This window comes from Litorilituus sediminis, from assembly GCF_004295665.1.
Classification (GTDB): Bacteria; Pseudomonadota; Gammaproteobacteria; order Enterobacterales; family Alteromonadaceae; genus Colwellia; species Colwellia sediminis.
Map to the genome: position 1 here is coordinate 1,950,734 of NZ_CP034759.1, position 15,161 is coordinate 1,965,894.

Consider the following 15,161-nt stretch of genomic DNA (forward strand, 5'->3'; position numbering starts at 1 on the left):
CCTTATACACTTAATCTCGATTTTTGGCAGGTAACCCACTATCAATAGTTGTAGCAAGCTTATTCAAATCAACACCATCCATCTTCTGAAGATTATGTTGCCACCTAGCAAACCTTTCAAGCAACATGTCATTATGGGTACTTAACCTGTTGTTCTCCGAGGTTAGCCTTTCATTCTCGTTTTCAAGCTTTTCAACTCGCTTTATAAGTTCGGCAATAGTTGCATCATCATTGTCCAAGTTTTCCAATAGCTGGCTTAATTTATCAGAGCTATCAAATAGCGATTTGGCTTCTTCGATTGCAGCAGATTTTTTAGATCTAAGCTCTTCTTTCTTTAAGTCAAATGCATGTTTTATTTCATCATGCTTTGTGTAGGTGTGCCTTGATGGGGGACGTTTTAAGCCCAACTCTGATTGAAGCCTTTCTGAAAGAAGATCATATGTAAGTTTACCGCTCCAACCATCAATGATCGCTAGAATCGTTTCTTTGTTGTCTGTTACAAAAGCCATTATGACTCCTCCATATCAGATAGTGCCAAGGCAGTAAGGTCGAAGATTGGTATAACATTTTGCTCATCAATATTGAGTGAACGTTTAACAGGAGAAGGGTCTAATTCGTCAGGAATTCTGATGGGTGTACCATCAGGTCTGTTTGGATCTTCCATCATAGCAATAATGGTTTTAATCTTTGATAATCTAAAGCCTGAGGCAGTTACCCAACGATCAGCACCGAAAACTTTATCTCCTGCTTTGACGATTGCATCCTCTAATTGCTCCTCATTAAGCTTCTCAAGGTTTTTAAGCTCTTCTAGAGTGTTTGGCAGCCCCTTAAGGCATTCATGGTCGCTACAGACCGCACAATCGCCATTTTTAACACACGGGCTTTCTGCATAATTGTGAACACAATAACCTAACCCTGTGAACTGAGCGACACCTGAGCGATTAATTCCAAGTGACTTGAGAGAGACTGGTAAGCCCAAATCATGCAACACAATTGCAGGAGGTGGCGACTCTGATGTGTATGGCAATAAAAACTGATTAGCTTGAGCAACCGTCATGACACCTTCACCATTTGCAACATGGCCTATACGCTTAGTTAACCGTGACTTTTGCTCTTGAGTTCTGCCATCGTAAGCTTTGTTTTGCTCTATATCCGCGCGACCTGACCACTTGGCAATCAACCAATCTTCTTCACCTGCCAGTTTCAACTTAGTATTTAACCAATGCCGGGGCTGGTGTGTATTCAATTGTAACCTAGTGCCATCTTCGTCTGTGATTGCCAATTCATCAAAGATTGACTCGATTGTTTCTTCTCCTGAAGGGCGATCTGAACCCAAAGCATCACTCACAGGTCCATGACCGACCATTACCCAAGAAAACGGCTTAACATCAAATTCTTTGTGAAACTCATTCTCACGAACTAAGGTAATGCAATCCCAAAGCTTCACATCACCATAATTGGGAAAGTCTTTTGTTTTATATTTTTGGTCAACAACAGAGCGAAGATCTCTATAACTAGGGAATTTTATACTAATCCCTGTAGGGTTATGAGTGTGTTTGGTCAGTATTTCGTTGTCCTGCGAAACTTTACACCCATTCAATAAATCCTTTTTCCAGTCTGCCACATGATTGATTTGGCTTATTAAATTACGTAACCATTTTATTGAACCATTATGTGTCCAACTCATCTGCGTGCCATTGGAATCCAGACCAGTCTTAAAGCATATTGCTTTTGCAAATTGATTATATGTTAACGGTTTGTCTTGCGGGAAATCAGTAGGTGTAATGCACTTGTCATGCATCATGAAAATGTTGGGATTTTCAAAAGCAAATTTCGCAGCAGTTCGTGCGGGTTCGGAAATATCAATGAGTCTGTCAAATCCCTGCTGTACGACATCCTCTAGTAGTTTAGGCACCCACTTTTTAACGGGATCTCCACCTTTTGCAGGATGCCACATTAGATATAAACGTCCCTTTTCACTTCTTTGTAGTGAGTTTATGGTTAAACCATTAAGTTCTGTATTTCTGCTCGGCTGGCACATCAACATTACACATAGACTGGAGAAGTATTTTTGACGAGGTGTTTTAGCTTTATGAAAGGCATCCGCCACTTGAAGCATTTGATAGTCAGAAGGACATTTCTCCACTTCTTCTTTACGACTGTCTTCATCAAGTTTAATTCTGGAATCGGATGGACGAGGGAAAGGATTTAACCAGTCTTGTAAGTCTAGCTTGAATCGCTTGTCCTTAATAAACTTCAATACTTTTTCAAATGACAGACCTATATTGCGCTTTGCTCCAGCACCTAATTTACTGTTCTTAATCTGTTCCTCAACACGATTTATCACTGTGTTATTGAGGTGCATAATATCAACATCAGCTCTATCATTTTGAGCCGCGCTTTCTTCTAGCGCATTATAGATCCACACTAAAGATGAAGCCCAAGCGGTTGAATCTTTATGATTCAGTGACTGCTCATAACGTACATAGGCTTTGGCAAAGTCAGCAAATGGCTGTTTGAATGGTATATATTTGGAATGGTTTACACTGTTTCCAAATACGATGGTTAATTTCTTGCTTCTTGCTGTGTCCCAAGACCATTTATCGCATTCCCATCCTTTCTGAGTTCCTAGAGGAGCTTTAAACTCATGATCACCAAAAAGTGTTAAGTCATTTTTTGCGAATGCTATGAAGTCCGCATAGTTTTTCTGGTAATCGAGCTTATGCTTCGGTGTAAATACCAATACATCAGACATTTAACGCTCCTTCTTTTTCTAGCTCTTGCCTTCTAACATGACACTTTTGAATGACTACTTTGATTGCATTAATACTGCGATTATGGCCTTGTAACACAAACTCACTTGCACCCATTTTACGCTTTCGATCACGTTCAGAAATAACACTTTTCAGGACTTCAGCATGGGGGGCATTCAGCCAAGGTTGAAATTTATTGCAGGTGTAACAATGAATTGTGCCATTAGCACAAAAGCCAAACTTGCCACAATTTCCGACAGGATTGCCATCATTGTTATTAATTCGGCTACGAGGATCATTGGCTCGAATTGCGTCTTTTTCGCTATCTATTAAAGTACCTGAAAATGCCTGCGCTAATGGCGTTAAATCAGATGCCAATGCTTCATCAATTCTGTCGGCCATTTCTTCGTTGAACTCAGTGTAGACTTTTACTTGTTGGGTATCCGACTGGCCTAGTTCTTCGGCTATTGCATAATCGCTTGCTCCTAACATTGCCATATTGGTTGCATGGGTATAGCGGAATCGTCTGGGATTGATATGCAAATCACCAAACCCATCATCTAACTTAATCCGTGTTGTTTTTAAAGGGCAAAGTCGAGACAAACGCCTGATCATTTCACCAATAGAAGGATTTGCTCCTTTCATCCGTATACACAATAAGTCAGGCGTTTTTTGTTGTAGCTGTTCAAATTCATCAAAACTAGCGAGTTTAGACATTTCTCGTGTATTGAGGAAAATAGGAATTTGGTTCTTTTGGCTGGATTTCAATTTAATATCAAATTGTGTTTCAACAGCCTTGATGGATTGATTTGCCTGCGTTGTTAGCACCAGCATTAAATCTTCACCAGTGTCCTTCTTGAGTTGAAAAGAGCCTCTAAAATGTTCATCACGTTTTTTAGCATTTGGGAGTTGTAAATCAAAATGCTCAACACCTTCTTCAATCCTTGTTATTAAATCTCCATAGTAAAGATAAGTGAGTTGAACAGGACGGGCACCCGTTTGTTGGAGTGCCATGATAAAGGCGTAATCAGTCAACGAGATCAGCTTTTCAGTAAAGGCATCCACGTACCAGTTTATAAAGGCTGTCTGTTCTTCAAATGAATACGCTCCGCTAAAAGGGCAGCCTAAAGCAACAGCTTTTCCTTTTTCATTACCAGAAAGTTTAAGTGAGTTAAGTAACTCAACCGCCTTTTTATCAACTCCTTTGATCTCTTTGTCGTGCCAGTCCAGTAAAAATGCACGAATATAACCAAGCTTGTATTCAGTGCTTTTAGTCAGGGTCGCTTTGAAATTCACTATATGCTGTTCTCGAACAGCATCACTCACGCCAATTGCAAAAAGCAATCGGCTAAACATGAATATATTCAACGCATAAGAAGACGAAAATTCTGAAGCATAGTCAGCCAAGGCTAGTTTGAAGTTAATTTCGAACTTTGGGTCTAAATTTAGAGGGGCCAGTAAATCAAAATTCAGTGACTTATTTGCATCTAATTGCCAAAGATCGTCATACACATCAAATTCATAGTTAGCTTTACTGTATCGCTTATCCGATTTTGTTCTAGCGCTTTTTGAGCCGTGTAATTTTTTTGCTTTAGCTACCATGATAACCCTCGTCTGTTTTGTGCTTCATCCGCGATTGCATTCTTTGGCGTATCCTTTGTGCCTGTTTTCTTGCAGTTCGCTTGAGATAAATCTCACCTGATTTAAGAGATGAATGTCCATTTAATTCAGCTCTTATCTCCAGCTCTCGCTGCTTTGTAATCTTATTTTCGTCTGCATATTGCTTTGCAGCTTGATGCAACCCCGCCTGTTCCAATCGTTTTACTTCTTGCCTGACAGCCCTTCTTTCCTCATCAATCTGATCTGACAGTTGATCATTAAAATAATGCCTATAAGAATGAGGTGTAATAGCCCAGAAACGCTCAGGGTTCACACCTTTAATGCTTTTAAATACATCGTTAATTGTTTGTTGAATGAGCGGTTGTCCAGACTGGTAATGTCCCTCCTTATCTTTGTGAGAAACAAAAATAAATGGGTGTGTTTTCGCTACTTTCGTATCCGCACGATGAACCTTTATATAAGTATTTAACAAGTCTCTTAGCTCTTTTGTAATAGAAACAGCTCTGCCGAGGGTCTTTGCTGTTGGCTCTTTCAACCTAGGATCATCCTTACTGTCATGTCTTCTAACAACTGACAATGTTGGATTGTCAATATCTGTTCCAATATCGCTGATCCGAAGCGCTAATAACTCGGCACATCGAAATCCAGTCTCATATAACACTTGTACGATTAGATAGTTTCTAAACTTTACAACAGGGTTTTTAAACAGGTTGTAATGTGAATCAGGCTTAGCTACCTCAACAAAGTCATCAAATACATCATCTGGAATACCAGATTTATCTAAGGAAACTTTCTTCGATTTTCCTTTTGGCTTACCACTCTTAAGTCGAGTTTTCATCTTATCCAGCGCCTCCAGAAGTTCTTCGGCTGCTGGCTTATGCTTGACTCTTTCTTGCCCTATAAAGTGAAGAAACTCTGCAATGTGAGCTATACGGGATATATATTGAGATTTACCAATAGTCGGTTTATCTTGTGATTTTGATAAATGAAACTTTCCCATATCAACCACATTACTTACTGGTTTATCTTTAACCACCTTAGCCTGATATGAGCAGTGCTCTTTAAGTTTATTAATATCATCAAGGTTAGGTACTTTACCGTTATATATTTCCTCAAGCAGATCCCTACCGTTAATCTCCTCCCAGCGTTTCAAATGTTTAATGTCTTTCAGGTATTGCTCAATTGATGTTGCAGCTTTAGTCATTCGCAGTTTTTGCGTAACAAAATGAGTGACCCAAAAATCGGGAACGCCATCTTCTCCTAATAAAAAGGCGTAGCGCTCTCCACTTTTAAATTTCTTTACAGCAACTTTCATGAACACCCACTAATAAACATTTATATTTGTTATAAAGTAATATAATGGATATTTTTAACTTTTCAACATTAATTTTCTAATAAAACTAAAAAAGCCGCTTATTAGCGGCTTTCTAGAGAATTTTTCAACATTCTTATTTTTGTCTTTGGTTAAAACGGAATATCATCATCAAAGTCAATTGATGGTTCTTGCGGGTTCACTTTAGGTGCTTGCTGTTGTTGCTGAGGCGCGAAACCACCTTGTTGAGGTGCTTGCTGTTGCTGAGGCGCGAAACCACCTTGCTGTTGACCTTGGTTAGAGAAACCACCTTGCTGTTGTGGCTTATTAAAACCTTGCTGAGGAGCTTGCTGCTGGAAGCCACCTTGTTGTTGTGGAGCCTGTTGCTGGAAGCCGCCCTGCTGTTGAGGAGCTTGCTGCTGGAAACCACCTTGTTGTTGACCTTGATTAGCGAAGCCACCTGCTTGTTGACCACCTTGATTACGGCCATCTAACATTTGCATTGTGCCATTAAAGCCTTGTACAACCACTTCAGTTGTATATTGGTCTTGACCTTGCTGGTTTTGCCATTTACGTGTTTGTAATTGACCTTCAATATAAACCTTTGAGCCCTTTTTAAGGTATTCGCCGGCAATTTCAGCTAACTTGCCAAATATTGCCACACGGTGCCATTCAGTTTTCTCTTTCTGCTCACCCGTTTGCTTGTCTTTCCATGAATCAGACGTTGCCACAGTAATATTAGCTACTGCGCCACCATTTGGCATAAAACGTACCTCAGGATCTTTACCTAAGTTACCTACAAGAATTACTTTATTTACACCTGCCATGAAAATATCCTATTGATTGTGCAAATGAGCGCCTGTTACGCAACGGTAATCGGCCTCGTTTGAGAAATTAAGTTAAGAGGGCAATTCTATAGCGACTAGCGAAAGTTTTCGAGCGATTTTTTGGTAATTTCCCAATTATTTTAACTAAGCGATTAATTAAAAATCACATTGAAAAAACAAGACTAAATAATAGTAATTTTAGCTTATTGATTCTATTGATCTTAACTCGATAACGCTTATGTTGCAGCTAACATATGCTCTGCTAATTGCGCTCTAATATCGTCAGGAATTTTTACCGAGCTTTGCTCTTGGTAACAAAAGTGCACCATAGTTGCGATGCCAGATACGCACATTTGCTCATGCTGCCAAAGCTCTTGATAGACTTCAAAAGACGCGCCACCAATACGTTTAATAAAGGTACGCATCTCTATTGGCTGCCCATAGAATAATTGCCCATGATAAGAAATTTCAACTTTCGCAATAATTAAGCGCCACTTTTTTGGATCTAAGTCAGGCGTAAAAAATCGAAATATACCTTCCCTGCCACCTTCAAACCAAGCCGCTACGCGGGTGTTATTTATATGACCTAATGCATCGGTATCGCTAAATCTGGGGTTAATTACTTCACTAAACATGGCGCTTCTCTTATTAAAATGAATAACGCATTATCATATACCAATCTAATCAAGGCTATAGTATGTTAAATCAATAACAGCCTAATCGAGACACTATCATGCTACTACGTTCATTCTTTTTTACTCTGCTTTTGAGTGCTTTAATAGCAAACACCTCTGTTTTGGCCGATGCTAGCGCACCTGAACGAAGTGTTGGTGATGGCCCCTATAAACGTTTAATTTTGCGCGGCGGTATTGTTGTATCAGGTGAAGGTGCACCTGCTAGAGGGCCAATGGATATTGTTATTGAGAATGATCGTATCGTAAAAATAGTCAGTGTTGGCCACCCCGGCGTACCAATTAAACCTAACAAAAGACCAGTAGCCAAAGAAGGTGATATTGAGCTGAACGTTGAAGGGCAATATATTTTACCCGGCTTTATTGATATGCACGCCCATATTGGCGGCAGCGCGCCAAATATCCCTGCTGAATACGTGTTTAAACTCTGGTTAGCGCACGGCATCACCACAGTGCGAGAAGCAGGTAGCTTTAACGGTATAGACTGGGTTATGGATCACACTCAACGTAGTGCGAAAAACACCATTGCCGCACCAAGAATATTTCCTTATTTCGTTTTTGGCTTAGGATTAGATGACGATATCACCACAGCAAAACAGGCGAAAAAATGGGTGAAATCTATTGCGAAAAAAGGCGCAAAAGGCATTAAGTTCTTTGGCGCTACACTCGAGATCATGACAGCGGCATTAACCGAGGCCAAAAAACAAGGCTTAGGCAGCATGATGCATCACGCCCAGTTAGAAGTGACTAATATGAATGTTGTTGACTCAGCAAGATTAGGCTTAACCTCAATGGAGCATTGGTACGGTTTGCCAGAAGCGCTATTTGAGCATCAGCATATTCAAAATTACTCACCAGAGTATAACTACAATAATGAACAAGACCGATTTGGTGAAGCGGGCAGATTATGGCAACAAGCAGCCAAACAAGGTAGCGAAAAATGGTTAACTGTTAGAGATGAATTACTCGCGCTTGATTTCACCTTAAGCCCTACTTTCACCATTTATGAAGCAAGCCGAGATTTAATGCGTGATATGAATGCCGATTGGCATAAAGACTACACCTTACCTACCTTATGGAACTTCTTCCAACCTAGCCGCTATGCTCATGGTTCATACTGGTTCGACTGGACCACAGATGATGAAATTGCTTGGAAGAAAAATTACCAACAATGGATGACCTTTATTAATGATTATAAAAACCAAGGTGGCCGTGTCACCGCTGGCTCAGATTCTGGTTATATTTTTAAAATCTATGGTTTTAGCTACATACGCGAACTAGAGCTATTAAGAGAAGCTGGCTTTAATGCCTTAGAAGTGATTCAAGCGGCAACCATTAATGGTGCTGAGGCGCTGGGTGTAAGTGATGAGATAGGCTCAATTCGCGTTGGTAAAAAGGCTGATTTAGTTATCGTTAATGAAAACCCGCTACGTAACTTTAAAGTTTTGTATGGTACAGGACATTTTCGTTTAAGTGATGATAATAAACCAACACGTGTTGGTGGTGTTAATTACACCATTAAAGACGGAATTGTTTATGATGCTAAAGCATTATTAGCCGAAGTACGCGACATGGTTAAACAGGCTAAGCAAGCTGAAAGTAACAAGGCTGATAACCACTAAAGTCAAACAAGTTAATACACAATAACAGCGTACATCAAGCAAAAACTCAGTGCGCTGTTTTTCCTGCCACCTTTTCCTTCAACTTTTTCCTGCCACCTTTTCCTTCAACTTTTTCCTTTAACTTTTTCCTTTAATAAAGAACAGCCAACCTAGCGTATCCTCAGCCATTTTTCGAGACCATGCAATCTAGCTAACGTCACAGTATGATATTCGATAATTCATCTTAATAAATTGAGTAAAGCCTTTAAAAAAACTCAACAATAGTTAAAAGTTAGCGCTATAGTTAAAGTAAGGTTAAAAAAGATAACGTATCTGTTTCACCTGCTTTATTGCCATTAAAAACAAAAGGCGTGTAGTACTCTTGCTCTCAATAATAACAACAAAAATTCAGCTACCTCGTTTAGCCAAAAAGCCTTTTTTTGGTCAAAAGCTGCTTTCGGCTTGTATTTTATTATTAGCCTCTTTAGTTGTTACTGCCGATGAAATAAATAACCACACCAATAAAACAGTGAATACAACAGCTAACCTGCATGACCAACCTTGTCTGTTCGAACAACCTGAAGTGATATTTAATCCACAAAGCATTTTCGATGAAAGCGAAGACGGCATTGTCTTTCTACATCGTTGGGCCAATGCAATTCATATTGATACTAAGGTCATTACCCTAGAAAATGAAGCGGCATTCTTTTTAAATAAATGCACCAAAACCCGCGCTGATATGGCTGAGCTTGAGCGGCATTTACGCAGTAAAAAATATATTCGAGATGCCAATGTCAGCGCAGATGACAATATGGAAAAAATCACCGTAACCACATGGGACAATTGGTCTTTAATGCCAACAATCAGCTTTGGTCGAAAAGGCGGTGTAAATACCTACAGCTTCGGTATAAAAGAGCGTAATTTACTTGGCTTAGGCATTGATGCTGAAATTGAATCGTATAAAAATTCGCAACGCTCTGGTTATAAGCTAGTCAGTACCATTCCGCTTTTTCAAAAGCAAAATACCGATTTAAAATTACGCTTTGCTGATAACGATGACGGTCAACAAAGAGCACTATTTCTAGAAAAAAGCTTTGCTGGCTTTCATATTCCTTATGCTTATAAAGTCGGCTTTAATGACGACTCACGCGATGACACAATTTTTCAAAACGGCGATGAGCAAAGCATTTTCGCTCATGATATTAATTATTTAGAAGCCAACTATGGCTGGCTCAACTTTAACAATGATGAGCGACTACTCAGGTATACTTTTGGTATCACCCAAGATAAGCACCTATTTTCACAAGCTAAACTTGCCGTCAACATAGCAAAGCCAACACAAACAGAGCAATTACCGCTTGATAGAGAATTTATCTACCCTTGGTTTGCTTTTGAATACATGGAAAAAGATTTCAGAAAACTCACCAATATTCATTTAATTTCTCAAATTGAAGATTTCAATCATGGCTGGCAAGTAAACTCCAGTTTAGGTATTGGTAATGGTAACGACGAAAATGCCGCGTGGGCATTGTGGGATTTTGCCATCAAAAAAGGCTTCAACCCACACACTAACGGCTTATTACTGGTTGATCTTTATCTAGCTGGCGACATTTATGATGAACGAGATAATCGCTACCTAGCAAAGCTCAATGCGGAATACTTTTATCGCTTTAATAAAACTTGGGGTTTTTATTTCAACAACACCAATTATTTAAGTGAAAACCAATATCTTGATAAGCCTGTTACTATGGGTGGCAATACTGGGCTACGCGGTTTTCCATTACAGTACCAACACGGCGAAAATAGCATAAAATTCACCACGGAAATTCGCTACTACCCTGAAATTAACTTATTTAAACTATTTGATTTAGCTGGCGTTGCTTTTTTTGATACTGGTAGAGCTTTTGGTGGCTCTATCGTCAATAATATTGAAAATGGTTGGTTAAGCTCAGCTGGTGTCGGCTTACGCATCTATTCACCACATTCAGGTGGTGGCCACCAAGTTATTCACTTAGATTTTGCCTTTCCGCAAAGCGACAACCCTGATATAGATAACTTTGAAATTAGAGTACAAGCAAAAAAGGCTTTCTAGAATTCAGTAATTTCGGGAGTAGACTACAAAAATTTCTTTAAAACGCGATCAATTTGGGTAACGCGTATTCTATTAAGCAATTTATGTGGTTTTTCAGGGTAATCATCTACCGACTCAATATCAGAATAGTGATTGATTTTGCTGGTTTGCACTAAGATGCCTAGCACTTCCTCAGTAAACTTTTCTTGTAACTGTTTACTAACATCATCAAGTAATAAGCCATTTTCCAAATCAAGTGACCAAGCCCGTGGGTTAAGGTTACTGCCGGTTAATAAATGAAAACGTTCGTCTGCAATCAAACCTTTTAAATGAAAGCTATTGCCTTCATGTTTCCACAAGTGCACATTCAACAAGCCGTTATCAATAAAGCGTTGATAACGTTTAATAAAGCGCTTTAGGAGCATTTCGTAGATATAAGGCACTATACCTATGGTACTAAAGCTTTCTTCATCAGCAATGTAAAAATCATTCGCGGTTTTATCGCCAACAATTAAGGTAATGCTCACTCCGCGTTTTAATGCTTTGATAACATCACGCGCTAACACAGGCGGTAAATTAAAATAAGGAGTAAAAATTGTCAGCGTTTTTTCACTTTGCTGCACTAATTGGCGGACAGTGCGATTAAGCTTATTGCCTCGACGACCATAACCAACAAGCGGCTGTATCGTTATTTGCTCATGTAATACGGTAGAATGAATTGTATTATCAACCTCATAGTTTGAGCGCTTAAGCAAGGCTTTAAGTGAGACAACATTTTTCTTTTGCTCGGCTAATGTAGGTAACTCTGGCTGATTTAGTAAAGGCGCATAACCTGAATCGACAAAATTACTATCAAGAAATTGACAAAAACTATTGGCGAGAGCTTCGCTGCTGATGGCACTGTATCTATCTAAGCGATAACGCTCGTGCTGCTGTAGGTAAATATCATTAATACTCGCGCCGGTATAAAAAAGTGTATCGTCAAAAACCATACCTTTAAGATGCAAAACGCCAAATAACTCTTTACGTTTAACAGCAACACCATAAATAGCAATATCATGCTGATATTCTTCAGCTAATTTTAAGTATAAGGCTCTATTTCCTAAGCTTTCTTGCTCACCGATTAAGCCGCGTTGCGCGCGGTGAAAATCCACAAAGACTTTAACATCTAAACTAGGATTATTCTGCTTGGCCTGATAAAGCGCATGAAGCACTTCTCGACCTGCTTCATCGTCTTGAAGGTATAGTGCAGTGATATATATACGCTTATCAGCATTATTGATAAGCGACATAAGTTGTTGTTTGTATTGTTTAGGCGAAGAGTAAACGGCAATATCTTTACCGTTAACGACAATTTCTTTCACTGCTGTATGATTTGATAAATGGTTAATTACATTGAGTATATCAAGATAAAGCTGTGGTACACCAGATTTTTTACCACAGCTAACAAAAGCGAACGATTTAACTAAGCGTCTTGCTGGTTAAATAACTACTGCAAGCTCTGCCGCTTGGCGAATGGCTCGTTTAGCATCAAGCTCTGCAGCAACATTAGCACCACCTATCAAATGCACTTTCATGCCACCTTGCTCTAGGCTTTGTTGTAAATCGCGATTAGATTCTTGCCCGGCACAGATAATAACATTATCAACATCAAGCAATTTTTCTTTACCGTTTACCTCAATAAGTAAACCATCATCAGAAATAGCTTTATAAGTCACCCCAGGGATCATAGTGACATCATTTTTTTGTAAATGCGCTCTATGAACCCAGCCTGAAGTTTTACCTAAACCTTTACCCACTTTCGTGATTTTACGTTGTAACAAGGTAATTTCACGCTTAGGTTGATGTTTACTTAACTCTTCTTTATTCAGTAAAGCACCTGAGTGTTGATAGTTTTTATCAACGCCCCAGTTTTTTAGCCAAGCTTCAAGATCAAGCGACAAGGACTTTTCATCTAACAAATAACTCGCAACATCAAAACCTATACCGCCTGCGCCGATAATGGCGACTTTCTTACCTACTGGCTCTTTATCACGTAACACTTGTAGGTAAGATTTAACTTTTTCATGGTCAATGCCCGGAATATCTAACTTTCTAGGTTTTATGCCGGTTGCCAAAACAACTTCATCAAAGCCTTGAGCTAGTAAACTTTCGCTGGTTTGCTCCGTATTAAGATGCACTGGGATCTCTAATAGCGTCAATTGCTTATTAAAGTAGCGTAGTGTTTCGTAAAACTCTTCTTTACCAGGAATTTGTTTGGCAACATTAAACTGACCACCAATTTCACTTTGCTTATCAAAAATCTCAACTTTATGACCACGCTCAGTTGCATAAACACTAAAGGCTAAACCAGCAGGGCCTGCACCAATAACGGCAATGCGTTTACTTTGCTTACTCTTTTCAAGTTGCAATTCAGTTTCGTAACAGGCCATTGGATTCACTAGACATGATGCGCGCTTTTGCTGAAAGACATGATCTAAACAGGCTTGGTTACAGCCAATACAGGTATTTATTTCATCGGCTTTATTTTCAGCCGCTTTATTAACAAAATGCGCATCAGCTAAGAAAGGCCTTGCCATTGACACCATATCAGCCTGCCCTGAAGCAAGTACCTGTTCAGCAACCTCTGGGGTATTAATACGGTTAGTGGTAACAAGCGGTAAAGATACCTCTTTCTTCATCCGCTCTGTTATCCAGGTAAAGGCAGCTCTTGGCACTGAAGTAACGATTGTAGGCACTCTTGCTTCATGCCAACCAATACCGGTATTAATTAAGGTAGCACCGGCTTTTTCAATCGCTTTTGCCATAGCAACCACTTCATCCCAGCTATTACCGCCTTCCACTAAATCCAACATAGATAAACGGAAGATTATAATAAACTCAGCGCCAACTTTTTCACGTACTGCTTTTACCGTTTCTACGGCAAAGCGCATACGATTTTCAATACTGCCACCCCATTCATCACTTCGCTGGTTAGTGCGCAAACAGGCAAATTGGTTAATCAAATAACCTTCTGAGCCCATAATTTCAACACCGTCATAACCCGCTTTAGCAGCTAACTTAGCTGAATAAGCATAATCTTTAATGGTGCCTTTAATTTGTCTTACCGACATTTCTTTTGGCGTAAATGGTGTTATTGGTGATTTAACTTTACTCGGACCGACACTAAATGGATGGTAAGCATAACGACCAGTATGAAGCAGCTGTAAACAAATTTTTGTTGGGTACTTATGCACAGCTTCAGTGACTTGCTTGTGCTTTTTCACGTGCCAAAAATGACTCATTTCACAACCAAAAGGCGCAATACGACCACGCATATTCGGGCTAACACCGCCGGTAACAATTAAGCCCACTCCACCTTTAGCACGCTCTTCATAAAACGCTGCCAGCTTAGCAAAGCCACCTTTCTCTTCTTCTAGGCCTGTGTGCATCGAGCCCATCAAGGTTCTATTGGCAAGCTGAGTAAAGCCTAAGTCTAATGGCTCAAGTAATTTAGGGTAAGGTGAAGTTGTCATAATTGCTCTCATTGGTCTAACCAGTTATTAATAAAATAATCGCAATCACGGCAAAATACAAGTTAATTTTGACACCTGTCAGATTGAGTTAATTAGCCTGATTAAATCGATAATTAAGATATAGATTAAGGTATAGTAACAATATTCTAAGAAAGCTATTGTTGACCCATGAAGAACACAAACCAAACCATTGTCAGTAAACAAGACATTATTGACGAGGTGATTAAGCAACTTAGAAAAGAGTTATCTTTAGCCATAAATGCCGCCAATGAAGCGCACTTGGCAGCTATAGATGATCAAAGCGTGGCGGAAACACAGTACGATACTTTAGCAATAGAAGCAGGTTATTTAGCTGAAGGGCAATCTAGGCGCGTACAAGAGTTTCAGCAAGCGATTTCAGCCTATGAAGCCTTAGCAAAATCAGAACATTTGCCTTTAGAAGAAGTACAGCTTACGGCGCTTATTCAGCTGGGTGATGATGTAGCTAAACAGCATTGGTACTTTATTGGCCCTAGCGCTGGCGGCATGCGTTGTCAGCTTAACGGACAAACAATTACCGTAATCACCGCACAATCCCCCTTAGCACAAGCCTTATTAGGCAAGCAGCTTGATGATGATATTGAGGTGCGACTCGCGAATCATAACATTGAAGATTACATTGCCAACATCATTTAAACGCAACACGCTGCTAAGCTAGATCAGTGTTACTCAAGCTGCTCAATATAAGTGGCACAATAAGTTACCGCTACAGGCTTCTATAAACTGTTAAGA

The 15,161-nt window shown here is 39.6% G+C and carries 11 protein-coding genes; 3 read left to right on the forward strand and 8 right to left on the reverse strand.

What is annotated here, in order from left to right; genetic code table 11:
• Nucleotides 1–10: 10 nt before the first annotated feature.
• The 6 genes from EMK97_RS08655 to EMK97_RS08680 all read right to left on the reverse strand — a co-directional run bounded on the left by EMK97_RS08655 (nucleotide 11) and on the right by EMK97_RS08680 (nucleotide 7,146).
• Complete coding sequence (locus EMK97_RS08655; protein ID WP_130601286.1) at nucleotides 11–508, reverse strand: hypothetical protein; 498 nt, start codon at nucleotides 506–508, stop codon at nucleotides 11–13.
• Nucleotides 508–2,754 carry a hypothetical protein gene (locus tag EMK97_RS08660; RefSeq protein ID WP_130601288.1) on the reverse strand — a complete coding sequence of 749 codons (2,247 nt, stop codon included), beginning with the start codon at nucleotides 2,752–2,754 and terminating at the stop codon, nucleotides 508–510. The genes EMK97_RS08655 and EMK97_RS08660 overlap by 1 nt, the downstream gene beginning before the upstream one ends.
• Entirely contained in the window at nucleotides 2,747–4,354 is a 1,608-nt protein-coding gene (locus tag EMK97_RS08665) for a site-specific integrase (RefSeq protein ID WP_130601290.1), read from the reverse strand. The genes EMK97_RS08660 and EMK97_RS08665 overlap by 8 nt, the downstream gene beginning before the upstream one ends.
• Nucleotides 4,344–5,687, reverse strand: a complete 1,344-nt coding sequence (locus tag EMK97_RS08670) for a tyrosine-type recombinase/integrase (RefSeq protein ID WP_130601292.1) — start codon at nucleotides 5,685–5,687, stop codon at nucleotides 4,344–4,346. Before EMK97_RS08670 ends, EMK97_RS08665 begins: the two co-directional genes overlap by 11 nt.
• A 149-nt stretch (nucleotides 5,688–5,836) precedes the next feature.
• Complete coding sequence (gene ssb / locus EMK97_RS08675; protein WP_281274967.1) at nucleotides 5,837–6,511, reverse strand: single-stranded DNA-binding protein; 675 nt, start codon at nucleotides 6,509–6,511, stop codon at nucleotides 5,837–5,839.
• Between the two features lie 236 nt (nucleotides 6,512–6,747).
• The gene (locus EMK97_RS08680) at nucleotides 6,748–7,146 is read right to left on the reverse strand and encodes an acyl-CoA thioesterase (protein ID WP_130601296.1); all 399 of its coding nucleotides are present in this window, start codon (nucleotides 7,144–7,146) and stop codon (nucleotides 6,748–6,750) included.
• 98 nt (nucleotides 7,147–7,244) lie between these two features.
• On the opposite strand from EMK97_RS08680, the gene EMK97_RS08685 reads away from it, so the two are divergent.
• Nucleotides 7,245–8,825, forward strand: a complete 1,581-nt coding sequence (locus tag EMK97_RS08685; RefSeq protein WP_130601298.1) for an amidohydrolase family protein — start codon at nucleotides 7,245–7,247, stop codon at nucleotides 8,823–8,825.
• Between the two features lie 361 nt (nucleotides 8,826–9,186).
• Entirely contained in the window at nucleotides 9,187–10,896 is a 1,710-nt protein-coding gene (locus tag EMK97_RS08690) for a BamA/TamA family outer membrane protein (protein ID WP_211342289.1), read from the forward strand.
• Nucleotides 10,897–10,919: 23 nt separating this feature from the next.
• On the opposite strand, the gene pssA is transcribed toward EMK97_RS08690, so the two are convergent.
• Together pssA and EMK97_RS08700 are read right to left on the reverse strand one after the other, a co-directional pair.
• Nucleotides 10,920–12,239, reverse strand: a complete 1,320-nt coding sequence (gene pssA, locus EMK97_RS08695; RefSeq protein ID WP_246028916.1) for a CDP-diacylglycerol--serine O-phosphatidyltransferase — start codon at nucleotides 12,237–12,239, stop codon at nucleotides 10,920–10,922.
• Between the two features lie 117 nt (nucleotides 12,240–12,356).
• Complete coding sequence (locus EMK97_RS08700; RefSeq protein WP_130601302.1) at nucleotides 12,357–14,390, reverse strand: NADPH-dependent 2,4-dienoyl-CoA reductase; 2,034 nt, start codon at nucleotides 14,388–14,390, stop codon at nucleotides 12,357–12,359.
• Between the two features lie 168 nt (nucleotides 14,391–14,558).
• Between EMK97_RS08700 and EMK97_RS08705 the strand changes: the two genes are divergently transcribed.
• Complete coding sequence (locus EMK97_RS08705) at nucleotides 14,559–15,065, forward strand: GreA/GreB family elongation factor (RefSeq protein ID WP_246028917.1); 507 nt, start codon at nucleotides 14,559–14,561, stop codon at nucleotides 15,063–15,065.
• Nucleotides 15,066–15,161 lie beyond the last annotated feature (96 nt).

Coding starts and splice junctions, on each gene's coding strand:
- EMK97_RS08655 (WP_130601286.1), bottom strand. CDS start 508: ATGGCTTTTGTAACAGACAACAAAGAAACGATTCTAGCGATCATTGAT.
- EMK97_RS08660 (WP_130601288.1), bottom strand. CDS start 2,754: ATGTCTGATGTATTGGTATTTACACCGAAGCATAAGCTCGATTACCAG.
- EMK97_RS08665 (WP_130601290.1), bottom strand. CDS start 4,354: ATGGTAGCTAAAGCAAAAAAATTACACGGCTCAAAAAGCGCTAGAACA.
- EMK97_RS08670 (WP_130601292.1), bottom strand. CDS start 5,687: ATGAAAGTTGCTGTAAAGAAATTTAAAAGTGGAGAGCGCTACGCCTTT.
- ssb (WP_281274967.1), bottom strand. CDS start 6,511: ATGGCAGGTGTAAATAAAGTAATTCTTGTAGGTAACTTAGGTAAAGAT.
- EMK97_RS08680 (WP_130601296.1), bottom strand. CDS start 7,146: ATGTTTAGTGAAGTAATTAACCCCAGATTTAGCGATACCGATGCATTA.
- EMK97_RS08685 (WP_130601298.1), top strand. CDS start 7,245: ATGCTACTACGTTCATTCTTTTTTACTCTGCTTTTGAGTGCTTTAATA.
- EMK97_RS08700 (WP_130601302.1), bottom strand. CDS start 14,390: ATGACAACTTCACCTTACCCTAAATTACTTGAGCCATTAGACTTAGGC.
- EMK97_RS08705 (WP_246028917.1), top strand. CDS start 14,559: ATGAAGAACACAAACCAAACCATTGTCAGTAAACAAGACATTATTGAC.